Below are 23730 nucleotides of genomic sequence, written 5' to 3' on the forward strand. Positions count from 1 at the left end.
TGTCTCAGTCCCGCACGGCCATGACGACCAGGCCGGGGCCGACGTGCTCGTCGGCGGGCAGCCGGAGCTCGGCGACGGGGCGCAGACCGGCCTGCTCGATCAATCCGACGTACTTCTCCGGCGACCACTGATGGGTCGTCCACTCGACAGGACCGCCGTAGGCCTCGGTGCGTCGCACGTCCTCGTCGCCCGAGTGGGTACCGGTGATGAAGCAGCCGCCCGGCATCAATGCGCGGGCAAATGAGGCCAGCACCTGCGGGAGAACGTCCCGCGGGAGATTGAACAACGACCACCACCCCAGGACACCACCCAGCGATGAATCGGCGAGATCCAGCTCGGTCGCCGAGCCGACCTCGAATCGGCAGGACGGGTGCAGGCGACGCGCGTTCTCGATCATGCGCGGCGAGAGGTCCACGCCGGTCACGTCGAGTCCGCGGTCGGCGAGATAGGCGGTCACGGTCCCGGGTCCGCAGCCGACGTCGAGCACGGGACCGATGCCCGCCACCGAATCGATGAACGCATCGAGTGCGGCCTTCAGCCACGGACGGCAGCGAGGGTCGCCGATTCCGGTGTCCACCACCAGTCGGACGTAGTCGTCGGCCACACGGTCGTAGGACTCACGGACAGCGTCGAGGTCGGCCGGTCGATCAACGGGGTCGGCGCGCATGCGCCCACGATATGACCCGGGTACGACGCCGCCCCCTGTCCGGGGATCCGGGCAGGGGGCGGGTCGTGGAAAGCCGTGCGCCTACGGAGTGTTGAACCAGGCGACGACCGACGGCCATGCCTTCGGGTTCGACTCGCCGTACCCGATGTACGCACCGATGAACGCACCCACGCCGGCACCGATCCAACCGAAGACGATGAACCCGATGAGGCCACCGATCAGCGTGTAGAGGGGCGTGTTCCCCCGCCAGCCCTTGTTCAGTTCCGCCCACATGATGTCGTAGCGCTGAGCCTTGGTCAGACGCTTCTGCTTGGCTGCGTCGGTGGCTGCCGAGTCGAGCAGCGCACGGAGGTCCGGGCTGACCGTGGGGGTCAGAGTGACCCGCGACCGGTCCACGCTGACCGCGGCGCGCAGCGGAACGGTGAACCCGTCCATCTGCCCCGACAGCGGCATCGACGACACGGTGCGACCGCGGGAATCGAGGATCTGCAGCGCCCCCGCCGGGCTGACCACGACGCTGCCCCCGCGCACGTCGACGATCACGCTCTTGTGGTCCCCGGCGATCGCCGCGGACGCCGTCGGGAGCGCCACCGTCGCCGGTACCGCATGTGCCGTCGCAACGGGAACGGCGATGAGTACTGCACCCATCATGGCCAGCGCCATGATCCCTGCCCTGAGGTGCTTCATGTGTGGATTCTCTCTCTCACGAGGATCTTTCGGCCCGTGCTCGGGCCGCGATGATCATATCGGAGAAGAGACACCTCCCCGCAATCGTCTCAACAGGCCAATCCTGCCCAACGGGTCGACGAATCACATTGCCGCGCAGAAAGATTGAGAATCGTGAGCGGGATCACTCCGGGGTCTGGGGCAGTTTCACCTTCGCGCCACCGGGTTTCGCCGGATTCGACGGCGGCGGGACCACCGGACCGATGTCGCCGTCGGGCGCCTCGTCGAGGTCGACGATGACCGGCGCGTGATCACTGGGCTTGCTGCCCTTGCGCGCCTTGCGGTCGATCCAGGCCGCCTCGACCCGGCCGGCGGCCGACTCACCCGCCAGGATGAGATCGATCCGCATGCCCAGGTCCTTGTGGAACATTCCGGCACGGTAGTCCCAGTAGCTGAAGACCCGGTCATCCGGCCAGCGGTCACGGACCACGTCGCGCAGACCCAGCGCCGCGAACTCGGCGAGCGCGGCACGTTCCGGAGGGGTGACGTGCGTGTGCCCGGCGAAGGCGTCGGGATCGAACAGATCCGCGTCGGCGGGCGCGATGTTCATGTCGCCGCAGAGGAGCGTCGTCGACGGGTCGGCGACCGCCTTCGCGAGAGCGGCGAGCCATTCGAGTTTGTACGTGTAGTGATCCGAGTCGGGGCTGCGGCCGTTCGGCACGTAAAGGGAGTGGATGCGCAGACCGCCGCACACCGCAGAAATCGCGCGGGCCTCGAGCGTCTCCGGCGTCGGATAACCCGGCATGCCGGCGAAGCCGACGCGCACGTCCTCGAGCCCGACCCGCGAGAGCAGCGCGACACCGTTCCACTGGCCCTGCCCCGCGTGCGCGATCTCGTAGCCACGTTCGGCGAGATCGGCGCCGAGGACCTCGTGGAAGGCGTCGTCGGAGAGCTTGGTCTCCTGCAGGCAGACGACGTCGGGGCGACGTTCGTCGAGCCATGGGAGGAGGCGCGGAATCCGCTGTTTCACCGAGTTCACGTTCCAGGTCGCGACGCGCATGGGCCCACGGTAGTACGACACACCGACGCCGATCCGAGGCGGCGTCCGGGCTTTCCTTCGTCGGTGATGTGTGTCACGTTGGTCTCATCGACACTCTCCCTTCCCGTCCCGATCGAACGCCGCAGCGCCCCGTCATCGAGCACTCGTGGCGTCGGTCGGCGATGTCGGGAGTGCGGCCGGAGGACAACACTCCCGCACGTACGCACGACATCGGTTCCGCCGACCCCCTGCTCGACGCAGCGCGCCCCGTCCTCGACGACGCGGCGGCTCGTCTCGCCGACACCGACGTGTCCCTGCTGCTCGTCGATCACGAGTGCCGCATGGTGACGCGGGTGGCGTTCGGAACGACCGTCGAACGTCGGCTCGACGCGATCGGCGCGGCGCCCGGCGTCCCGTTCGGGGAGGACATGGTCGGGACCACCGCGCTCGGCACACCCGCGGAGACGCGCGGCGGGGTGATCGTGAACAGCACCGAGCACTACCTCGAACAGTTCCGGACGATCAGCTGCTTCGGGCAGCCGATCATCCATCCCGCGACGCGGCGCCTGGCCGGGATCATCTGCATGTCCGAGATCGCCGATCGCATCAACCCGCTCGCGGTCCCGGTCGTCAACGGCATCGTGGCCGACATCGCCGACCGGTTGCTCGACCGGTCCCGTGCGCACCAGCGCCGCGTGCTCGACGCCTTCCAGCGCGCCGCCCCGCGCCGGGACGTCGCGGTGGCCGCGATCGGCGACGACCTGCAGCTCACCAATGCCCTGGCCGCCGAACTGCTCTCCCCCACCGACATCGGCGCGCTGCGGGCGATCGCCACCGACCCGGCGCTGCGTTCGACGACGCTGCCGTTGACACTCGTCTCGGGCGCCGAGGTCGAGATCGCCGTCGAACCGGTGGCCGGTACCCGCGGAGCCGCGCTGTTCCGCTTCCGCCCCTTCCTCACGCCGACACCGACCCGCTCGACCCCGGTCCGGCCGTCGTCGACGACCGTCGCCGTATCCGGTGAGCCGGGCACCGGGCGCACGACGCTGGCCCTCGAACTGGCCGCCGAAGCGCTGGGGACCGACGCGCTCGACACCGAGGCCGCGGCCGTGGTCGTCGACGTCGCGGACGCGCTGATCAACGGCCGGCGGGTGGACGTCGCCGCCGACCTCACCCGAGCTCGATCGTCCGGCGTCCCGCTCGTGATCGACGGCGTGGATCTGCTCGACGACCGGTCGATCGCGCTGCTCACGCACGCCACGGCGTCGACGCCGGCGGCCTCTCCGTTGCTCCTCGTCAGCGGTCCTCGTGCGCAGGCGTCTCCCGCGGTCGCCGCCCTGCTCGGGCGGTGTGCGCGGCGCGTCGATCCCGCGCCTCTACGTCACCGCAGCTCCGAGCTGGCGGCCATCGCGAGCGGCGTCCTCGGTCAGATCGATCCGGAACTCACTCTCTCCGGCCCGGCGACCGATGCCCTGCTCAGCCAGGACTGGCCGGGCAACTTCGCCGAGCTGATCGCGGTCCTGCGGGAGGCCGCGGCAGCGTGCCGGGATCGGATGGCACGCGTGATCGAGGCGACCGACCTGCCGTCTGGCTATCGGACGACGAGCCGGGCGGCCCATCTCTCCGGACGGGAGCAGGCCGAGCGCGCGGCGATCGTCGACGCACTCGACCGTGCCGGCGGCAACAAGGTCCACGCCGCGCGGGACCTCGGGATCAGCCGCACCACGCTGTACGCGCGGATGCGAGCCCTCGGGATCTAGGAGACACCGCGATGTTGCCGCGCCGGACGTCAGTCGACGAGCGGATCGGCCAGCGTGTGCCGCGCGAGGGCGGCGATGAGATCCGTTTGCGTGATGATGCCGACCAGAAGATCCCCGTCGAGCACGGGCACGGCGCCACAGCCACTGCCGGCGAGCATCGGGAGCACCGCGGTCACCGGAGCGTCGGGGGACGCGATCGGCAAGGTCGTGTCCATCACGTCGGCAGCGGTAAGCACGCTGCCGTCGCGGCGCAGCAGTCGGCCGAACATGCGGTCCGACCCACGTCGTGTCGCACCTCCGCGTAGCCGGGAGACGAGATGGATCTGGAAGACGACACCCAGGAACCGGCCTCCGCGCGTCACCACGGGCAGCGAGGTGAACCGGTGGGTGTCGAACATCTGCGCCAGTTCGGTGAGGGTCGAGTCCGGTCCCACCGTCACGAGGTCCCGGGACATGACGTCACCGGTGACGAGAGGGTCGGCGCGATGGCCGGCGACCTGGAGTTCGGCGGCCCCGATGAGTCGCGCGAGGTCGGCGACCCCGAGGTTGAGGGACTGGCTGTAGCGGTTGAGGATGTCGGTCAACTCGTCCTCGTCCAGCCCGATCCGTGCGGTGGCCGACGACTCGTCGTCGAACCGGCGGTACGGATACCGGCGTCCGGTCAGGCGTGCGTACACCGCCGCGAGCGCGACCAGCGCGATCGTCCCGACCGCGACGGGAGCCAGGGCGAACCGGAATCCGAGAGCGTGGACCAGGTCCGGACTGAGCCCGGCGGTCATCGCGACCGCACCACCCGGCGGATGCACCGCCCGGCAGATCACCATGGCCACGACCGCCGCACCGACCGCGAGCGGGACGCGCAGCTGACTCGGCGAGACCAGCAGTGTCACCGCCACGGCGGCGAACGCCGACACGGTGTTGCCGACGACCGCCGACCACGGCTGGGCGAGCGGACTGTTGGGTGCGGCAAACAGCAGGACCGCCGACGCCCCGAACGGCGCGATCAGGAACAGGCCCGCGTTCAGGTCGACGCCGGACGTGGCGAGGACGAGTCCGACGAGCCCGAGACCCAGGGCCGAGCCGACCCCGGCACGCACCGACTCGCGCGTCGGCACGGACGCCCCCGACGGCCCCCACGACTGCAGCGCACCGCTGAAACGATCGGCCATGCGCGCTGCCATCGGTTCCCTCTCTGCGTGAACAGGCAGCGATCGCTGCCCCCGGACACGCTAGCGACGCCGCGCAACTCGCCTTTCGCGACCTCCTGTTCACGTCATTCGTTCACGACAAAGCGGACTGTTCAGTTTCTGGACACGGCGACCACCCCGATAGGTGGCAGAAATGAGTCAGGTCACAGCTATGACCCAGATCACCCCTGACCGTCTCATCTCTGCCCGCTCGCCTCTCCCCCGCGTCGAGCGCTTCACCAGGAGGTACCCATGACCGCAGTCGCCACCGAGCTGCTCCCGAAGGTCCGTGATTTCATCGGCTCCGACCGCCCGATGCTGATCGGCGGTGACTGGGTGTGGTCGGCGTCGGGCCGCACCTTCGAGACCATCGACCCCGCCACCGCCCGTCCGCTCACCTCGGTCGCCCACGGCGACGCCACCGACATCGACCGCGCGGTCCGCGCCGCCCGCGAGGCCTTCGACTCCGGCCCGTGGACGCGGATGAAGCCGAACGAACGCGAACGGCTGCTGTGGCGCGTCGGCGATCTCCTCACCGAACGGGCGGCCGAGTTCGGTCAGCTCGAAGCACTCGACAACGGCAAGGCCGCGACCATCGCCGCCGCCGTCGACACCGCCTGGGCCGCCGACATCTTCCGCTACAACGCGGGCCTGGCCACCAAGATCACCGGTTCGACGGTCGACGTGTCGATGCCGTTCGTGCCGGGAGGCGAGTTCCACGCCTACACGCTCCGCGAGCCGGTCGGGGTGTGCGGACTGATCGTCCCGTGGAACTTCCCGTTGCTGATGGCCGCCTTCAAGCTGGCACCGGCGCTGGCCGCGGGCAACACCGTCATCCTCAAGCCCGCCGAGCAGACACCGCTCACCGCGCTCCTGCTCGGCGAGATCTTCGACGAGGCCGGGTTCCCGCCGGGTGTGGTCAACATCGTCACCGGATTCGGCGAGGCGGGTGCCGCGCTCGCAGCGCACGACGACGTCGACAAGATCGCCTTCACCGGTTCCACCGAGGTCGGCAAGAAGATCGTCGAGGCGGCCAAGGGCAACCTCAAGAAGGTCTCGCTCGAATTGGGCGGCAAGAGCCCCAACATCGTCTTCGCCGATGCCGATTTCGAGAAGGCGGTCGCCGGTTCGGTGGCCGCATGGATGTTCAATCACGGCCAGTGCTGCGTCGCCGGCACCCGGCTCTTCGTCGAGCGGCCGATCTTCGACGACTTCACCGCGGCGGTCGCCGAGGCGGCGTCCCAGGCGAAGATCGGCCCGGGTCTCGATCCCGCCACCGAACTCGGTCCGCTGGTGAGTCAGGAACAGTTCGACCGCGTGTCCGGTTATCTCGCGGCCGGTATCGCGGACGGAGCTCGTGCGCTGACCGGCGGAAAGCGTTGGGGCGACGAGGGATTCTTCATCGAGCCGACGGTGTTCGTCGACGTCGAACCGGACTTCTCCATCGTGCGGGAGGAGATCTTCGGGCCGGTGGTCGCCGCGCTGCCGTTCGACGCCGACACCGGGGTCGCGGCCGCCGCGAACGACTCCATCTACGGTCTCGCCGCCGGGATCTGGACCACCGACCTGTCGAAGGCCCATCGGACGGCCCGTCAGATCAAGGCCGGTTCGGTCTGGGTCAACCAGTACAACGGCTTCGACACCGCGATGCCTTTCGGCGGCTACAAGCAGTCGGGCTGGGGCCGCGAACTCGGGTCCTCGGCCATCGACCTCTACACCCAGACGAAGGCCGTGAACATCGCGCTGTGACCGGCGTCCCGCTTTCCTTCAGAGTTTCCCCAAGTGCAAAGGAGCACGTCATGACACTCACCACCAAGGCCGCCGTTCTCACCGCCCCCGGAAAGCCTTTCGAGATCGTGGAACTCGATCTCGACGAGCCCCGCGAGGGTGAGGTCCTGATCAAGTACACCGCCGCCGGACTGTGTCATTCCGACCTCCACCTCACCGACGGCGATCTGCCGCCCCGCTACCCGATCGTGGGTGGTCACGAGGGTTCCGGGATCATCGAGGCCGTCGGCCCCGGCGTGACCAAGGTGAAGCCGGGCGACCACGTCGTGTGCAGCTTCATCCCCAACTGCGGCACCTGTCGTTACTGCTCGACGGGACGACAGAACCTGTGCGACATGGGCGCGACCATCCTCGAGGGCTCGATGCCCGACGGCACTTTCCGATTCCATTCGGGCAAGGACGATTTCGGTGCGATGTGCATGCTGGGCACCTTCTCCGAACGGGCCACCATCTCCCAGCACTCGGTGGTGAAGGTCGACGACTGGCTGCCGTTGGACAAGGCTGTGCTCGTCGGCTGCGGTGTGCCGTCCGGTTGGGGCACGTCGGTGTACGCCGGTGGTGTGCGGGCCGGTGACACCGTGGTGATCTACGGCATCGGCGGTCTCGGCATCAACGCCGTCCAGGGCGCGGTGTCGGCCGGCGCCAAGTTCATCGTCGTCGTCGACCCGGTCGACATGAAGCGTGACGCCGCACTGAAATTCGGTGCGACGCATGCCTACTCCGATCCGCAGGAGGCCGCTGCCAAGGTCAACGAGCTGACGTGGGGGCAGGGGGCCGATCAGGCCCTCATCCTGGTGGGCACGGTCGACGAGGAGGTCGTGTCCAACGCGACGGCCGTCGTCGGCAAGGGCGGCACCGTGGTCATCACCGGGCTGGCCGATCCGGCCAAGCTCACCGTGCACGTGTCGGGCACCGACCTGACGCTGAACCAGAAGACGATCAAGGGCAGCCTGTTCGGCTCGGCCAACCCGCAGTACGACATCGTCAAACTGTTGCGTCTCTACGATCAGGGTCAGCTCAAGCTCGACGAGCTGGTCACCACGACCTACACCCTCGACCAGGTCAACGAGGGTTACCAGGACCTCCGTGACGGAAAGAACCTGCGCGGGGTCATCATCCACGGCGAATGAGCCGACAACCGGAACACTCGAACAGCTCGCCGGCAGGTCATTCGCCGGCGAGCTGTTCGTCTGCACGAGGAGTTCGGACGGGCCCGGCGATCGCCGCGCGCATGCGCTGCACCGATGCGATGAGTCGTCGGGCCTGCCGGGCCGGCGAGTCGTCGGCGGGCTCGGTTGCCTGAAAGGTGTACTCGACCTCCACGTCCCTGGTCGACTTCGCGATCCTCGACGGCACACCGCCGTGTTCGATCGCCGACACCGTCGCGTCGGCGGCTCCCCGGAGCTCCTCGACGAGGTCCTGCTCGATCCCCGGATCGACCCGGTCGCCGTTCCCGGTGTCCTCCGACCGCGTCAGGCCGGTCGCCGACCACGCGAGTCCTCTTGCCTCACGTGTCGTCTCGTAAAGATGCGGCCGCAGACGGCGCAACGTCGATCGATGGAATCGGCTGAGCGAGAACACTGCCGAGGTCGCGGCGTCGAGCATCGCGGCTTCGGCCCCGTCGAGCACTCGGACGGCGGCAAGGGCCGCGTCGGAGTCGGGCTCCCCCGGCCTGTTCTCGCCTCTGCGAAGGGCAACCGAGGCCATGTTGACCAGGGCGTCGAAATACGCCCGCAGCTTGGTGTCGAGGACGGGTGAGGTCGGCGTACTCAGAATGAGAAAGGCCGCGGCCGCGCCGACGAGGGCACCGCACAGGGTCTCCTCGATGCGCCACTCGAGGACGTGGCGGTCCAGGACACCGAGCAGGTCGTAGCTGTTGGTGAGGACGATCGTGATGAACAGGATCGTCCAGGTGTAGGAGATCGCGCCGAGGTAGAAGGCGAAAAAGACCGCGCAGACCACGATCACGTACTGCACCGCGGGGTGTTCGCCGATGATCAGCACGGCGGCGACACCGATCACCAGCCCGACCACCGTGCCCTGCACCCGTTTGACGGCCTTGGTGAGAATGGCTCCGCGCGTGGCCATCCCGTTGAAGACCATGAAGGCGCTGAGCACCGCCCAGTACCAGCGGCTCGCCGAGATGAGCTCGCCGACGGCGAGGGCCACCGAGCAGGCGACCACGACCTGGAGCGCGAATCGGGTGGTGTCGGGCCTCGGTGTCGTCTTTGCCGGCGTCGACGTCTTGCCGGTGGATGTCGCCTCCGTGGATGTCGCCGGCGTGGTCGGCTTCTGGCGCCCGACGGCGATCGCGCGCAGATCGGCTGTCGCCCCCACGACGATGCGCAACGTCTCGATGATCTGACCCGTTCCGACGAGCGCCGGGGCGGCGTCGCCCGACGACCTCAGCGCACCACGGACCTGCGACACCGACTGGGCGACGGCGGGATCCGCTCGGTGCTCGACCACCCGGAAGGCTGCCTGTTCACAGGACAGATGGAGCATGGAGACCCGTCGTGACAGGGTCGTGTCATCCACATCCGAGTAGTGTGCCGCATCGTAGTTCTCCTGCCATCCGGCAACCGCACTCGTCGCCGCCGACAGCCGGGTCACCGCCGCCGCCACCCGCTGCGGCCCCGCCGCCGGTTCGCTCGCGACCCGGAGCAGATCGTCGGCGCAGACCTCCACGCTCCGCAGGAGGCGCACCAGTTCCCCACCCGGCCGGTCCGGGACCAGCACCAGTCGCACGAAGAGTGCGCTCGCCACGGCGATGACGACGAGGCCGCACAGCACCGGCAACGTGTGCAGGTCGGCCCCCATCACCACCGCGAAGAAGAACGCGAAGAACCCGAAGAACCCGAGCGCACTCCCCCGCGGCCCGTACCGCGTCGTCCAGGCGGCGAGACCGGCGATCGCCACGAAGGCGACCGCCCGCGCGACCGGCCACGGATGTAGGAGGCAGGCGAGGAGTGCCGCCGCGAAGCCGGGGACGAGTAGCGCTACGGTCGTGAGGATCCGAGCCCGCGCGGTCGTGTCCTTGACCGCACCGACCGTCGCCCACAGCGAGAGGAAGCCGGCCGAGAGCTCGGCCGCGACCGGGATGCTCACCACCGATCGGATCGCGAGAACCACCAGGGCACCGATGGCCATCGCCGACGCGCCGCGCGCGGCTTTGCGCAACCTCGCCGCACCAGGGTCGTGCGTCGTCAGCAGTGCGGTCAGTGCGAAGGGCGGTGCCATGGGAGGAATCTTCTCATCGTCGCGTCGGACCGCAGGATGGCGGCGACGCATGTTCGTGCCACCGACGGCGGGGTGCACGCGCGGCGGGCGTCGGCCTGAACCCGTCTGCTCGTCAGTCGGTCTCGTCGACCCCGAACGACACCGCGAGCTGCTCGCACCAGGTGTCGACGACCTGCGCTCGTCGCGCCGAGTCGTCGGTCAGGGTGTCGGCCAGGCCGAGCCCCCGCGCGAAGTCGAGCGTCGCCTGCACGAGACGATGCCCCTTCTCGTCGGCCGGCGAGACCCCCATCGCCGCCATCGTGCGCTGATGGGCTGCGCGGGCGAACTTCGCCTCCAGCGGCAGGATCAAGGTGCGCAGAGCGGGATCGGAGGCCGCGGCCGCCCACACCTGCAGGGCCGCCTTGAATTCCGTTCCGGTGTAGACGTCGACCACGCGTTGAACGGCTGCCAGCACTCGTGCAGGGGTGATCGGCTCGCCCGGCGCGGCCGACGTCCCGAACCTGCTGTCCGCCGCCGTCGTCAGGTCGTCGAAGACCTGCTCGAGTGCAGCGGTGATGAGCGACTCCCGCGTCGGGAAGTGGTGCTGCGCAGCGCCTCGCGAAACGCCGGCGCGTTCGGCGACCGCGGCGACGGTGGCCGCCGCCCAACCATCCGCCGCGAGTGCGTCGATCGTCGCCCGCAGCAGGCGCTCACGCGTCAGGCGTGAGCGTTCCTGCTGCGGTTCACGACGATTCGACGACACACGCGTGGACACCATCGGTAGTGCCTCAGTACGACTTCGGGAGGCCGAGGCTGGCCTGCGCGACGAAGTTGAGGATCATCTCCCGGCTGACCGGTGCGACGCGGGCGATGCGGACGAGGCTCAGCATCGGCGCGATGCCGTATTCGGTCGTCAGCCCGTTGCCGCCCATCGAGTGCACGGCCTGATCGACGAGCTTCACCGCGGCCTCGGCGGCGGCGTACTTCGCCATGTTCGCCGGCTCGGCGGCACCCCAGTCGTCGCCCGCGTCGTACATCGTCGCGGCCTTCTGCATCATGAGTTTGGCCATCTCGAGCTCGATCTTGCCCTGCGCCAACGGATGGGCGATGGCCTGGTGTGCGCCGATCGGCGTCTTCCACACCGTGCGCTCCTTGACATACGACACGGCCTTGTCGAGCGCGAACCGCCCCATGCCGACCGCCGACGCCGCGGCCATGATCCGTTCCGGGTTCAACCCGGCGAACAGCTGACTGAGTGCCGCGTCCTCGTCGCCGACGAGTGCGTCGGCCGGCAGCCGGACGTCGTCGAGGAACAGCTGGAACTGCTTCTCCGGGTTCTGCAGTTCCATGTCGATCATGGTGTACGAGAAGTTCTCCGCGTCGGTCGGCACGATGAACAGCGCCGGCTTCAGCTTGCCGGTCTTCGCGTCTTCGGTGCGCGCCACGATCAGAACTGCCTGAGCCTGGTCGACACCGGAGATGTAGACCTTCTGACCGGACAGCAGCCAGTCCGAACCGTCACGGCGGGCCGTGGTGGTGATGTTGTGCGAGTTCGACCCGGCGTCGGGTTCGGTGATGCCGAACGCCATCGTGATCGAGCCGTCCGCGAGGCCTGGCAGCCACCGCTGCTTCTGCTCGTCGGTGCCGAAACGTGCGATCACGTTGCCGCAGATGGCCGGCGAGACCACCAGCATCAGCAGACCGGTGCCGGAGGCGGCGATCTCCTCCATGACGATCGCGAGCTCGTACATGCCCGCACCGCCGCCGCCGTACTCCTCCGGGAGGTTGACGCCGATGAAGCCGAGCTTGCCCGCCTCCTGCCAGAGCTCATCGGTCTTGCGTCCCTCGCGGGCGCAATCCCGGAAGTACTCCTGGCCGTACTTCGCGGCCAGACCGGCGACCGCGGAACGCAGCGCGGCGCGCTCCGGGGTCTCGACGAAGGGGTTCTCCAAGGCTGTCATCGCGTCTTTTCCTCTGTGTGGGTTCGGGTTCGGATGGGGGCGTCGACTCAGGCGTGGAAGCCGAGTCGCTTGGCTGCCAGACCGTTGAGAATCTCGGTGGTGCCGCCGCCGATGCCGATGATGCGCATGTCGCGGTACTGGCGTTCGACCTCGGTGCCGGTCATGTAACCGAGTCCACCGTGCAGCTGAACGGCCTTGTTGGCCACCCATTCTCCGGCCTCGACCGCGGTGTTCTTGGCGAAGCACACCTCGGCGATGAGGTCGTCGTGCGAGGTCACCTTCCGCTCCACCACGGCGCGGGTGTAGACGCGGGCGATGTCGATACGACGCGCCATCTCGGTCAGGGTGTCCTGGACCGACTGACGCGCGATGATCGGCTTGCCGAAGGTCTCGCGATCACGGGCCCACTGCACGGTGAGGTCGAGACACCGCTGGGCGCTGGCGTAGGCCTGGACGGCCAGACCCGACCGCTCGGTGACGAAAGCCATGGCGATCTGGGCGAATCCGGAGTTCTCCGGTCCGACGAGGTTCTTCACCGGGACGCGTGCGTCGACGAAGGACAGCTCCGCGGTGTCCGAGCAGCGCCAGCCCATCTTGTCGAGTTTGCGGGTGACGGTGAATCCGGGGGTGTCCTTGTCGATGACGAGGAGGGACACGCCGCCGGCGCCCGGTCCGCCGGTGCGGACGGCCGCCACGACGAAGTCGGCCCGGACGGCCGAGGTGATGTAGGTCTTCGAGCCGTTGACGACAAAGAAGTCGCCGTCGCGCTCGGCCTTGGTGGTCAGGTGGCCGACATCGCTGCCACCGCCGGGTTCGGTGATCGCGAGCGAGCCGATCTTCTCACCGGCGAGAGTCGGGCGGACCCAGCGGTCGATCTGCTCCGGATCGCCGGCGGCGATCAGGTGCGGCAGGGCGATGCCGTGGGTGAACAGGCCCGCGAAGATACCGCCGGCCGCACCGGCGTAGTGCAGTTCCTCGGCGAGGATCGTCGTGTCGATGACGTCGCCGCCGGAGCCGCCGACCTCCTCGGGCACCCCGAGGCCGAACAGGCCGAGCCTGGCGGCCTCGAGGTGAAGCGAACGCGGGATCTCGCCGTCGCGCTCCCAGTCGTCCTGGAAGGGCACGATGTGCTTCTCGACGAACTTGCGGACCATCGAACGCAGTTCGAGACGTTCCGGCGTGTCCCAGACGTTGGGGCTGGTGATGGGCACCCGAGGCTCCTTAGGTGATGTGACCGTGGTGTGGAACGAGTGGAGGGTTCGACGCGGCGTTCAGGCGCCGCGCGGCTCGCGGCCGGCGCCCGGAGGCCCGGCGAAACACTGTGCGATACCGGACCATTCGAGCGCATCCTCGCCGACGAACTCCAGGTCGAGGTCGGCGACGGCACGTCGCTGCGTGACGAGCTGGCAGAAGTCCAGTGCCGAGCCGCGCACGATGTTCGACGCGTCCTCGGGACCCCAGGTCCACAGCTCACCCGACGGCGAGGTCAGGGCGTAGTGGAACGGTTCGGCCGGCGGGACCTTGTTGTTGACGATGTAGGCGAAATCGCGTGTGCGCACACCGATGTGTGCGACGTGGCGGATGCGGTCGCTGGGCAGCACCGTCACCCCGAGGGCGTCGGCGACGTCGAGACCGTGCGCCCACGTCTCCATCAGCCGCGCGGTCGCCATGGACGCCGCCGACATCGGCGGGCCGAACCACGGGATCTTCACACCCTGGGGCACTTCCCGGAGCGCGTCCGCCAGCTTTGCTCGCGCGAGTCGCCAGCCCGCGAGGATCTCCTCGACCGGGGCACCCGCCCCGGCCTCGGCGGCATCGTCGACGTAGGTCTCGGGGCTGTTCTGCAGAGCCTCGGTCACCAGCTCGGTGAAGCGCTCGGGATCGGTCGCCGCGATGGCGGCGACCTCGTCGGTCCACGCAAGGTGCGCGATCTGGTGGGCGATGGTCCACCCCGGGGCCGGCGTCGGCGTGGCCCATCCCGCGTCGTCGAGGTCGGCGACCAGCGCATCGAGCTGGTCGGACTCGGCTTCGAGGTCTGCCACGACGCCGTACACGGCCGCTGCTCGATCGGTCATGCGCCATAGCGTCACACAGGACCGTAGAAGAATCAAGCGCGCTTGATTGTTTCTTTGGCGACGCACAGTGAACCGCCCCTGCGATCAACCCTCAAAAGCGAGTCCGCCGACGATATGTCGGCGACTCCGCTACCGGGGGCAGATCCCAGGGGCGGTCATCAGGGTTGGTTATCGGAGCGGAGCAACCGCCGTCAGTGGTAGTGAACGTCCAGCGTGGCGCGGCTCAGCAGGACATCGTCGTATGAGGTCATGGTCGCCTCGAAGGAGGAGATCCGACGCCCGGTCTTGATCGGCGTCACCGCGACGGTGACCTCGCTGCCGTCGACCGCCGGCGATCGGTAGAAGCCGATCGCCATGTCACCGATCGAGTACTCCTGCCCTGCCCCGGCGTGCAGGTGCCCGGCGAAGGACCCCGCCTGGCCGACGATCGTCGCGATGACGCCGCCGTGCATGGTGCCGAACATGTTGCCCATCCAGGGGTCGGTGGCGCTGCGGAACCGAATACCGGCGTCGCACTCGATGGCCCCGTCGAGCACCTCGACCGTGCCGTTGAGCATCTCGACCAGCGGTCCGGGGTCCCGCTGCTTGGTGGCGATCTCCTCGACCACCGCCCGCCCGGTCAGATCCGCGGGGATGGCGGCCGGGAGCGTCACGCCGTGGTCGTCGTCGCAGCTGGGCATCGCCATCCCGATCTCGGCGGACGGAGTCTGACCCGTCAGGGCGCGCCCGACGCGAACATTGCGGGCGGTGCCCACACAACACAGTTGCCCTGCCCCGGAGCGGATCTCGACGTATGTCGAGCCCCAGCCGTCGTCGTGCATCACCACCTCGGCACGCGCCGCGAGCAGGTCACCGATGTTCGCGCGACCGTGCGTCGACAACGACAACCGCGCCTGCAGCGTGGCGGCCGCCGGGTCGTCGTGGGTGCGATGGAACGGGATGCCTCCGCAGTGATCGAACAGAACGGCGAGCGCGGGCAGCTCGATCAGGCCGCGATGGTCGGCGAACTGCGAGCAGAGCAACTGAGCGGCGCGCACGCCCTTGCCCTCGACGGCGAGGTCGCCGAGATGGAAGGCGGACAGCGGGTCGTGTGGCCCCGGGTTCGATGACTCGGCGTGATGCGGATCGCTCATACGTCTTCTGTATCAGCAGAATGCCGCCGACCTCACCTTGAGGAGTCCAACATCACTCCCGTACGCTGTAGATTCGAAGTGTCCAAAGTGACGGGAGATACACATGGGACGCAAGACCATTGCTGGACTCGGAGCCGTTGCGGCATTCGGTGCGATGACGCTGGGCGCTGCGACCGCGCAGGCCGCCCCGGGTGAGCAGGCGCTGAGCGTTGAACAGGTCCCGAACACGGGCATCACCGTCGGCTCGAACGGCGTCAGCGGAGGCTTCCTCGCCTCGATCCTCGCATCCGCGACCGAACCGGGTGTTACCCAGGTCGCACTGAACACGACGCCGACCGAGGCCTGCGCAACCAACCTCAAGGACGCACGCGTCGGCATCAGCTGGACCAACAAGTCCACCGGCCAGTCCGGCAGCGACGTCTTCGATGCCTGCAGCGACGCACGCCCGTCGGACGGCGTGGCCCTCGCGACCGGTGCCGGCTCGATCGAGTTCACCACGACGATCATCGGCAAGAACGACCGCACGTTCACCGTCGTGCCCGGTAGCGGCTCGTTCAAGCGCTAGCGGCAGACAGCAACACCCGTTCGGTCGGGGACGCTTCGGCGTCCCCGACCGAGTTGTTTCCGGGAACCCCGGCCGTGGTGCAACGTCTCCGCCTGTCATGCCCAGGCGTCTCGGACTGTCATGCCCAGGCGTCTCCGACGGCCACACCCAGGCGTCTCCGACGCGGCGCAGTAGACAATATTTCAGATCTGTACACGCACCTGGTGAACACGTTCTAGATTTGGCCGCATGGCCGAGACAGTGACCCAGCTCCTCCAGGCACGAGCCGACGACGACAACCTGGCGATCACCTACGAGGGACGCCGCTGGACGTGGCGCGAGTACGTCCGCGATGCGGAGAAGACCGCTGCCGCAATACTGTCCGTGGCCGACGCCTCTCGACCGATGCACATCGGCACCCTGCTGGGGAACACCCCGGACATGCTCATCGCCCTCGCGGCCGGAGCCCTCGGCGGCTACGTCACCGCCGGCATCAACAACACCCGACGCGGCGACGGCCTGACCGCCGACATCCTGCGCGCCGACTGCCAGATCCTCATCACCGACGCCGAGCACCGCCCCCTGCTCGAGGGCCTAGAACTCCCCGGCGTGACGGTCCTGGACACCTCGACCCCGCAGTGGACCGACCTCATCGCCGGGGCGGGTGACCTCACCCCGCACTCCGTGCCGGGCGCGATGGACACGTTCATGCTGATCTTCACCTCGGGCACCAGCGGCAACCCCAAGCCGGTTCAGTTCGCGCACATGATGATCCCGTTCGCCGGTCCCGTCCTCTCCGACAAGTACGACATCGGCCCCGGCGACGTCTGCTACCTGTCGATGCCGCTCTTCCACAGCGCCGCACTGATGGGCGGCTACTGCGTCGCACTGTGCGGCGGGGCCGCGATCGCGCCCGCCAAGTTCTCCGCGTCGACCTTCCTCGACGACATCCGCCGCTACAACGCGACGTACATGAACTACGTCGGCAAGCCTCTCGCCTACATCCTCGCCACCGAGGAGAAGCCCGACGACGCCGACAATCCCCTGCGCGTCGCCTTCGGCAACGAGGCCACCGACCGTGACATCGACGAGTTCTCGCGCCGCTTCGGCTGCACGGTCTGGGACGGTTTCGGCTCCACCGAGCTCGCGATCATCATCACCCGCGAACCGGGCACCCCGCACGGTTCGATCGGCCGCGGCTTCCCCAACGTCGCGGTCTACGACTCCTCCACGATCACCGAGTGTCCCGCAGCCGAATTCGACGGCACCGGAGCACTTCTCAATCCCGACGAGGCGATCGGTGAGCTGGTGAACGTCGAGGGCGGCGGGATGTTCATGGGGTACTACAACGACTCCGCTGCCACCAACGAGCGTCTGCGTCACGGGATGTACTGGTCCGGCGACCTCGCCTACAAGGACGCCGACGGGTGGATCTACCTGGCCGGCCGGACCGGCGACTGGATGCGGGTCGACGGCGAGAACCTCGCCGCCGGGCCGATCGAGCGAATACTTCTGCGGGTGCCCGAGATCAACCGCGTCGCGGTGTACGCGGTGCCCGACGAACACGTCGGTGACGCCGTGATGGCCGCCGTCGTGCTGCAGGACGGCGTCGAACTGAGCCCGGAGTCCTTCGCCGAACAGCTTGCCGCACAGGCGGACCTGTCGCCGAAGGCCTGGCCGCGATACGTCCGGATCGCCGACGACCTGCCCACCACCGCCACCAACAAGATCCTCAAGCGCACCCTGAAGCAAGAAGGTGCGACCGCCGGCGACGGCACCCTCTGGGTGCGCGAGGCGCGGTCGCAGGAATACCGCGAGGCCGTCAGCGCGAGCGCCTGAGCCCATGGAACAGCTCACCGAGCTCGGCTACTACGCACTCTCCCGGCACCCGGTCACCCCCCGCGAGCTCGCCGGCGAGGCGCGGTTCGCCGACGAGATCGGACTCGGGACGGCCTTCGTCTCGGAGCGGTTCAACGTCAAGGACGCGGCCGCCCTGTGCGGTGCTCTCGCCGGTGCGACCGAGAACCTCGGGATCGCCACGGCGGCAACAAACCACAACACCCGGCACCCCATCATCACCGCGACGATGGGCGCCACCCTGGCCGAGGTGTCCGGCGGTCGCTTCGCTCTCGGACTCGGACGCGGGATAACCCCGCAGTGGCAGATCCTCGGCGTCCCGCTCGTCACCGGCGCGGCCCTGCGCGACATCACCGGGCTGCTCCGCAGGCTGTGGGCGGGTGAGATGGTCGTCGGTCACGACGGACCCATCGGCTCGTACCCGTTGCTAAATCTCGGCGTGACCCTGGATTCCCCACCGCCGATCATGCTGGTGACCATGAGTCGCAAGACCCTCGAACTGGCCGGTGAGATCGCCGACGGCGTCGTCCTGCACACCTATTTCAGCGCGGACGCCACCCGACGGGCCGTCGCCCACGTGCGCGAGACAGCCGAACGCACCGGCCGCGACCCGGCGTCGATCCGGATCTGGTCGGTCGTGGCGACGGTGTCCGACGACCTGGACCCGGCCGACCGGATGCGCCGGTTGTACGGGCGCCTCGCGACCTACCTGCAGGGCTACCCCGACCAGCTCATGGGTGCCAATCAATGGGACCCCGCCGATCTCGAACGAGTGCGGGCGACAACCGCTTTCACCGGCGCCCGCGGGCCGATCGATGCCACCGCGACTGACAACGAACTCGCCGAACTGGCCGAGACCATCCCCGAGGCGTGGGTCGCCGACTCCGCGACCGGTTCGCCGTCGGACTGCGCGAAGACCATCGCCGAACAGTTCGACCTCGGCGTCGACTCGGTGATACTGCATGGCGCGACGCCGACCGAACTGGCACCGGTGGTCTCGGCGTACCGCGACATTCGTCCCGACCGCGCGGTCGGACTACCGGCCAACCCCGGAAGGATGCCCTCGTGACGGAAACCCTCGAGATACCCACGAGCGTCGAGCAACTCACGGCGACGTGGCTCACGGATTTCCTCGGCGAGAACGGCCACGACGCGTCGATCACCGCGGTCACCGCCGAGGCTGTCGGGACCGGGCAGATGGCCGGGTCGTATCGGCTGACACTCGAACACTACGGTCCGACGGATCTGCCCGCCACCATGGTCGCCAAGCTGGCCACCGGCGCTCCCGAGCAGCGGGAGTTCGGGTCCGGGGTGTTCCGCAACGAGGTCCGGTTCTACCGTGATCTGGCCGCGGGCTTCACCGTCCCGATCCCGCGGTGTTACGCCGCCACCATCTCCGACCCGGCCACCGAGTTCGTGCTCCTGCTCGAGGACATGGGCGACGCGGTGCAGGGCGACCAGATCACCGGATGCACGCCGGCACAGGCGGAGTCGGTCGCCGTGGCGGCGGCCGGTCTGCACGCACCCCGCTGGAACGACGCCGCACTGCTCGAGGAGATGCCGCTGCCCGGTGCCGCCGAACGCGAGATGATGGAGACGATCCTCGCCCCGATGGCCGACGTCTACCGCGACCGCTTCTCGCCCGACCTGCAGAGTTCGGCGGCCATCGACTGGCTGGTCCGCGAGGCCGGCGACTGGCTGGTCGCGCCTCTGCGGAACACCGCACTCATCCACGGAGACCTACGTGTGGACAACGTGCTGTTCAGCCCGACCGGCGAGGTGACGGTCATCGACTGGCAGACCATCACCACCGGTAACCCGCTGCGCGACATCGCCTTTCTACTCAGCACCAGCCTGACCACCGAGGATCGTCGAAAGCACGAACGCGGCATCGTCGCGTCGTATCACCGTGCGGTGGTCACCGAGGGCGTCACCGACTACACGCTCGACGAGTGCTGGGACGACTACGTCGCCAACCTCATCCAGGCGCCGCTGATCATCGTCTTCGGTTCGGCCGCCGCGCAACCCACCGAACGCGGCACCGCCATGTTCGACGCGATGCTGTCCCGCAGCGCGGCCGCGATCGAGGATCTCGTGCCGGGCGGTCTGGCCGGACGATGAAGCTCGTCGTCGGCGGCAACGGTTTCCTCGGTGCCCGACTGGTCCGTCATCTCGTCGGGAACGAGGACGACGTACGCGTCCTCACGCGTCCGACCAGCGATCTCCGCACGCTGTCCGGCCTGGACTTCGAGCACGTCACCGGCGACCTCTTCGACGCCGACTCGGTGCGCGCGGCGATGGACGGTTGCGACGTGGTGTTCCACTGCGCCGTCGACACCCGTGCCTGGCTGCGGGATCCGGCACCGCTGTACCGAACAAATGTCGACGGCCTGCGGGCGGTGCTGGACGTCGCCGCCACACAGCCGCTGCGCAGGTTCGTCTTCACCAGTACCGCCGCCACCATCGGGCGGGTCCAGGGGCGTCTGGCCACCGAGGACGATGCGTTCAACTGGCCGAAGCACGCACCCGGGTACGTGAAGAGTCGCGTCGCCGCCGAGAACCTACTGATGGACTACTCCCGCGACGGGGCCGTGCCGGGCGTCGTGATGTGCGTCGCCAACACCTACGGTCCCGGCGACTGGCAGCCGACGCCACACGGGTCTTTCGTCGCCGGTGCGGCTTTGGGCAAGCTGCCGTTCACCATTCGCGGCTGCCGGGCCGAGTCGGTGGGCATCGACGACGCTGCACGCGCACTCGCCCTGGCGGCCGAGCGGGGTGAGGTGGGCGAGCGGTACATCGTCGCCGAGCGGTCCATCGACACCGGCGAGATCGTGGAGATCGCCGCCCGCACCGCCGGCCGGGAGCCTCCCCGGCTCGTGCTCAACCGCCCTGCGCTGTACGCGGCCGGTGCGGCGGGCTCGGCGCGGGCCGCCCTCACCCGCAAGCCCGTCCAGCTGACCGTCCCGTCGGTGCGGCTGATGCACTTCATGTCCGAGATGGACCACGGCAAGGCCGAGCGCGACCTGGGCTGGCGGCCGAGACCGGTGACCGAGGCGATCGCCGAGGGCGCACGGTTCTGGCTGGAGCGACGGGCCGCCCGCCGGTCCTGACGAAAAATTCAGGTCAGCCGAGGAGTTCCGCCAGCTCGCCGAGGCTGTACGGCGAGGTGTCCTTGTGATCGCGGTAGGCGATGAAGCTCGCCTGCTGTGTCTCGAACCGTCCGATGAAACCGCCTGCGGCGCTGAAGATGCTGCCGGTGACGTGCTCGGCGACATCGCTGGCCAGGAAGACGTACAGCGGTGCCACGTATTCCGGCGGCGCCGGATCGAGGGCGGCCTCCCGGGTCAGGTCATCGAGAATCCCCCGACGATGCAGGCCCTCGATGTGGGCGACATAGTCGTCGCCGGTCGACAGCCGCGACTTGGCGCCGGGCATCACGACGTTGACCCGGACGTGGTGTTCGGCCAGGTCCGCGGCGGCGGCGAGGGCCAGCGCGTTGACGCCGCCCTTCGCCGCGGGATAGCCGCTGCCGCCGAACATCCCGAGCGACGCAGCCGAGCCGGTGAGCACGATCGACCCCGAACCCTGCTCGACGAAGACCCGTCCCGCGGCCTGGAGGAGGTGGAACGCAGACATGAGGTGTCCGTCCACCTGGGCCCGGAACTCGTCGGGGGTGATGGTCAGGACCGTCGACCCGGCGGGTTCGGCGATGCCCGCGCAGTTGATGGCGATGTCGAGTGCGCCGAACTCGCCGAGCGCGGCGTCGACCATCTGCTGGGCGACGGCGTCGTCACCGGCCGAGCCGCGGACGCCGACGGCCTGTCCCCCGCCGCCGCGGATCTCCGCGACGGTCTCCTCGAGCGCATCTCCGTCACGTCCGTTGACGACGACCGAAACTCCCTGGCCTGCCAGCGCATACGCCACCGCGAGGCCGATCCCGCGGGTGGCGCCCGCGATCACGGCGACCCGGCCGCCCAGTCCGGCAGCCCCGGGAGACCAGCCGCCGTCCGGATTCACGCCGAGCTGCCGACCGGCGTGATCGGGATCGAGCGGCCTCGATCGACGAACTCGAAACTCGCGCCGCCGCTGAACCGTGCGATCGCCACCTCGCCGCTCTCCTTCTGCGCCGTGTCCGAGGTGACGATCCGGATCTCGAGCGCATCCTCGGTCTCGACGGCACCCTCGACACGCAGGTACGGACTCACCGCCGTCGCGGCGGCCTGCAGTGGTTCCAGATGATCCGGCGTGAGAAGCGACATCCATCCGCCGTCGGTCATGGCGTCGGATTCCCTGGGCAGCCGGACGGAGACGGTGTCGCCGTCGGCGGTCGCGGTCAGACCGGTGTACTGCGCCGGCCCGAAGCACGGATGCAGCGCCAGCACCTGCGCCAGGCCTTCGGCGTCTGTCGACAGCTCGAGGGCCGCGCGAATCCGGTCCGCCGCGAGACCGGCGATCCCGATCAGCTGCTTACGGAAGATCTCGACGACCTGATCTTCGCTCTCCGCATACCGCCGCAGGCTGATCAGGAAGCCGAGGGACAGCAGCTGATGTTGCAGCGCAACCTCTTCCGCGATCCGCGCCAGTGCCGACGTCGACCACTCCGCGAACTGCAGATCCTCGACGAGTGGCCCTCGGTAGTCGACCCAGCCGTCGGTCGACGCCGCGTCGATCGCGGACAGCTCGATCTGGCCGGCGCGCGTCCCGAACATCTCCTCGGCATCCGGGGGAAGCGGCAGTTCGTCGCGGTCCGGTTCGATGGTGACCGTCCACTCGCAGTGCGGAGTCCGGTCGACGGGGCGTCGAGGTGGCCGATGCACCGGTCGGATACGCGCCCGGCGGTTGGTCGCGATGGCCGTCGCGTCGAAGGTCGGGTCCTCGATGTCGTGGCACATCGTCGTGACGTACTCGTCGCCGAGCGGTTCGACGTCGAGCAGGGCGCCGCAATGATCGAGGATGAATGATCCGTGGTACTTGTCGTCGACGCGGTACCGGAAGTCCATGAACTGCGGCGGTGCACCGATGTCGAGCTGGAGACATTTGAACATGTCCTCAACGCCGTCACCGTCGACTCCGAGTGCCGTCCGAACGCGATGCGTGTACACCGGGCTCGCGGCCATCCATTCCTCGATGGCGATCCTGCCCATCACATCTCGACCGAAAGCGCTGATGAGGTGGGCCATACCGCTGCGGTCGATCATCTGACCGGACAGCAGGAGTTCGGGGACCAGGACGGCGAGCTGCGCCTGACTCAGACCTTGATAGGTCGGGGCTGTGGAAGTCATGTCAGGTCACCAGAACGCGACCGGCGCCTTACCGAAGTCGTACCACCCCGGCAGGTTGCCCGGCGCCGCCTTCTCCACCCGCTTGAGCATTCCGTCGCTCATCGCGTTGTTCTTCATCATCTCGATGAACAGGGCGGAGACGTTGCCGTAGTCGAAGAAGTCACGCTGCCAGGAGAACTGGAAGTTGCCGCCGTACTTGAACCAGCTGCCCTGGATGCCCTCGAGCGCGTAATGGCTGCCGTCCTCACGGGTGCCCTCGTAGACCTGCTTCCAGAGGCCGATCATGTCGCCGGTCTTCTCGTCGATGACCCATGCCTGATACGGATACTCCCAGCCCTCGAGGCCCTCCATCTCCTGACCGAGCGCGAGCTCGCGGATCTCTTCGCGGCCCACGGCCATGAAGTCCTTCTTGGGGCCGTAGTTCCAGCCGTAGGTGGCGTCCTCGGTGTAGAACTCGGCGAGCGGCTTCCAGTCCCCCGCCTTCTCCGCCTCGATGTTGGCGGCCAGCCACCGTTCCTTCATCTCTTCCAGTTCCGCACGGTCAAAAGACAT

General features: G+C 68.6%; 21 protein-coding genes. 8 read left to right on the forward strand and 13 right to left on the reverse strand.

Annotated elements, in window-relative coordinates:
• Nucleotides 1-4: 4 nt before the first annotated feature.
• From PWF70_RS19175 to PWF70_RS19185, 3 genes are all read right to left on the reverse strand, one after another.
• Complete coding sequence (locus PWF70_RS19175; RefSeq protein ID WP_006360288.1) at nucleotides 5-667, reverse strand: class I SAM-dependent methyltransferase; 663 nt, start codon at nucleotides 665-667, stop codon at nucleotides 5-7.
• A gap of 81 nt (nucleotides 668-748) precedes the next feature.
• Nucleotides 749-1354 carry a DUF8020 domain-containing protein gene (locus PWF70_RS19180; RefSeq protein ID WP_035753503.1) on the reverse strand — a complete coding sequence of 202 codons (606 nt, stop codon included), beginning with the start codon at nucleotides 1352-1354 and terminating at the stop codon, nucleotides 749-751.
• Nucleotides 1355-1517: 163 nt separating this feature from the next.
• Entirely contained in the window at nucleotides 1518-2393 is an 876-nt protein-coding gene (locus PWF70_RS19185; RefSeq protein WP_035753502.1) for an exodeoxyribonuclease III, read from the reverse strand.
• A gap of 68 nt (nucleotides 2394-2461) precedes the next feature.
• Here PWF70_RS19185 and PWF70_RS19190 point away from each other — a divergent pair, with 68 nt between their 5' ends.
• The gene (locus PWF70_RS19190) at nucleotides 2462-4132 is read left to right on the forward strand and encodes a sigma-54-dependent Fis family transcriptional regulator (protein ID WP_035753501.1); all 1671 of its coding nucleotides are present in this window, start codon (nucleotides 2462-2464) and stop codon (nucleotides 4130-4132) included.
• Nucleotides 4133-4161: 29 nt separating this feature from the next.
• Here PWF70_RS19190 and PWF70_RS19195 read toward each other — a convergent pair whose 3' ends face one another.
• Nucleotides 4162-5313, reverse strand: a complete 1152-nt coding sequence (locus PWF70_RS19195) for an HPP family protein (protein WP_006360292.1) — start codon at nucleotides 5311-5313, stop codon at nucleotides 4162-4164.
• A 258-nt stretch (nucleotides 5314-5571) separates the two neighbouring features.
• Between PWF70_RS19195 and PWF70_RS19200 the strand changes: the two genes are divergently transcribed.
• A complete protein-coding gene (locus PWF70_RS19200; protein WP_006360293.1) occupies nucleotides 5572-7068 on the forward strand; it encodes an aldehyde dehydrogenase family protein in 1497 nt (498 codons plus the stop codon).
• A gap of 50 nt (nucleotides 7069-7118) precedes the next feature.
• Entirely contained in the window at nucleotides 7119-8237 is a 1119-nt protein-coding gene (locus PWF70_RS19205; protein WP_006360294.1) for an NDMA-dependent alcohol dehydrogenase, read from the forward strand.
• 37 nt (nucleotides 8238-8274) lie between these two features.
• On the opposite strand, the gene PWF70_RS19210 is transcribed toward PWF70_RS19205, so the two are convergent.
• The 6 genes from PWF70_RS19210 to PWF70_RS19235 all read right to left on the reverse strand — a co-directional run bounded on the left by PWF70_RS19210 (nucleotide 8275) and on the right by PWF70_RS19235 (nucleotide 15495).
• Nucleotides 8275-10347 carry an FUSC family protein gene (locus PWF70_RS19210; RefSeq protein ID WP_006360295.1) on the reverse strand — a complete coding sequence of 691 codons (2073 nt, stop codon included), beginning with the start codon at nucleotides 10345-10347 and terminating at the stop codon, nucleotides 8275-8277.
• Between the two features lie 112 nt (nucleotides 10348-10459).
• The gene (locus PWF70_RS19215) at nucleotides 10460-11104 is read right to left on the reverse strand and encodes a TetR/AcrR family transcriptional regulator (protein ID WP_006360296.1); all 645 of its coding nucleotides are present in this window, start codon (nucleotides 11102-11104) and stop codon (nucleotides 10460-10462) included.
• Nucleotides 11105-11114: 10 nt separating this feature from the next.
• Nucleotides 11115-12287 carry an acyl-CoA dehydrogenase family protein gene (locus PWF70_RS19220; protein ID WP_006360297.1) on the reverse strand — a complete coding sequence of 391 codons (1173 nt, stop codon included), beginning with the start codon at nucleotides 12285-12287 and terminating at the stop codon, nucleotides 11115-11117.
• Nucleotides 12288-12334: 47 nt separating this feature from the next.
• Nucleotides 12335-13498 (reverse strand): acyl-CoA dehydrogenase family protein, encoded by a 1164-nt coding sequence (locus PWF70_RS19225; protein WP_035753498.1) that lies wholly within the window; start codon nucleotides 13496-13498, stop codon nucleotides 12335-12337.
• Between the two features lie 60 nt (nucleotides 13499-13558).
• Nucleotides 13559-14362: a TIGR03084 family metal-binding protein gene (locus PWF70_RS19230; RefSeq protein ID WP_006360299.1), complete on the reverse strand. Its 804-nt coding sequence runs from the start codon at nucleotides 14360-14362 to the stop codon at nucleotides 13559-13561.
• Nucleotides 14363-14553: 191 nt separating this feature from the next.
• Nucleotides 14554-15495: a PaaI family thioesterase gene (locus tag PWF70_RS19235; RefSeq protein ID WP_006360300.1), complete on the reverse strand. Its 942-nt coding sequence runs from the start codon at nucleotides 15493-15495 to the stop codon at nucleotides 14554-14556.
• 103 nt (nucleotides 15496-15598) lie between these two features.
• Between PWF70_RS19235 and PWF70_RS19240 the strand changes: the two genes are divergently transcribed.
• From PWF70_RS19240 to PWF70_RS19260, 5 genes are all read left to right on the forward strand, one after another.
• Nucleotides 15599-16060, forward strand: coding sequence for a hypothetical protein (locus PWF70_RS19240; protein WP_006360301.1), 462 nt, complete (start codon nucleotides 15599-15601; stop codon nucleotides 16058-16060).
• A gap of 228 nt (nucleotides 16061-16288) precedes the next feature.
• A complete protein-coding gene (gene fadD1 / locus PWF70_RS19245; protein WP_006360302.1) occupies nucleotides 16289-17878 on the forward strand; it encodes a fatty-acid--CoA ligase FadD1 in 1590 nt (529 codons plus the stop codon).
• 4 nt (nucleotides 17879-17882) lie between these two features.
• Complete coding sequence (locus PWF70_RS19250) at nucleotides 17883-18965, forward strand: TIGR03857 family LLM class F420-dependent oxidoreductase (RefSeq protein WP_006360303.1); 1083 nt, start codon at nucleotides 17883-17885, stop codon at nucleotides 18963-18965.
• Complete coding sequence (locus tag PWF70_RS19255) at nucleotides 18962-20017, forward strand: phosphotransferase family protein (RefSeq protein WP_006360304.1); 1056 nt, start codon at nucleotides 18962-18964, stop codon at nucleotides 20015-20017. Before PWF70_RS19250 ends, PWF70_RS19255 begins: the two co-directional genes overlap by 4 nt.
• Nucleotides 20014-21006, forward strand: a complete 993-nt coding sequence (locus tag PWF70_RS19260; RefSeq protein ID WP_006360305.1) for an NAD-dependent epimerase/dehydratase family protein — start codon at nucleotides 20014-20016, stop codon at nucleotides 21004-21006. The genes PWF70_RS19255 and PWF70_RS19260 overlap by 4 nt, the downstream gene beginning before the upstream one ends.
• Before the next feature lie 13 nt (nucleotides 21007-21019).
• On the opposite strand, the gene PWF70_RS19265 is transcribed toward PWF70_RS19260, so the two are convergent.
• From PWF70_RS19265 to PWF70_RS19275, 3 genes are read right to left on the reverse strand one after another with little or no spacing between them, the layout of a single operon-like run.
• Nucleotides 21020-21913 carry an SDR family NAD(P)-dependent oxidoreductase gene (locus PWF70_RS19265; protein WP_035753491.1) on the reverse strand — a complete coding sequence of 298 codons (894 nt, stop codon included), beginning with the start codon at nucleotides 21911-21913 and terminating at the stop codon, nucleotides 21020-21022.
• Nucleotides 21910-23178, reverse strand: coding sequence for a hypothetical protein (locus PWF70_RS19270; RefSeq protein WP_006360307.1), 1269 nt, complete (start codon nucleotides 23176-23178; stop codon nucleotides 21910-21912). The genes PWF70_RS19265 and PWF70_RS19270 overlap by 4 nt, the downstream gene beginning before the upstream one ends.
• 6 nt (nucleotides 23179-23184) lie before the next feature.
• Nucleotides 23185-23730 carry a Cif family virulence factor gene (locus PWF70_RS19275; RefSeq protein WP_035753617.1) on the reverse strand — a complete coding sequence of 182 codons (546 nt, stop codon included), beginning with the start codon at nucleotides 23728-23730 and terminating at the stop codon, nucleotides 23185-23187.

The organism is Gordonia sp. Swx-4 (genome assembly GCF_030316175.1).
Classification (GTDB): Bacteria; Actinomycetota; Actinomycetes; order Mycobacteriales; family Mycobacteriaceae; genus Gordonia; species Gordonia alkanivorans.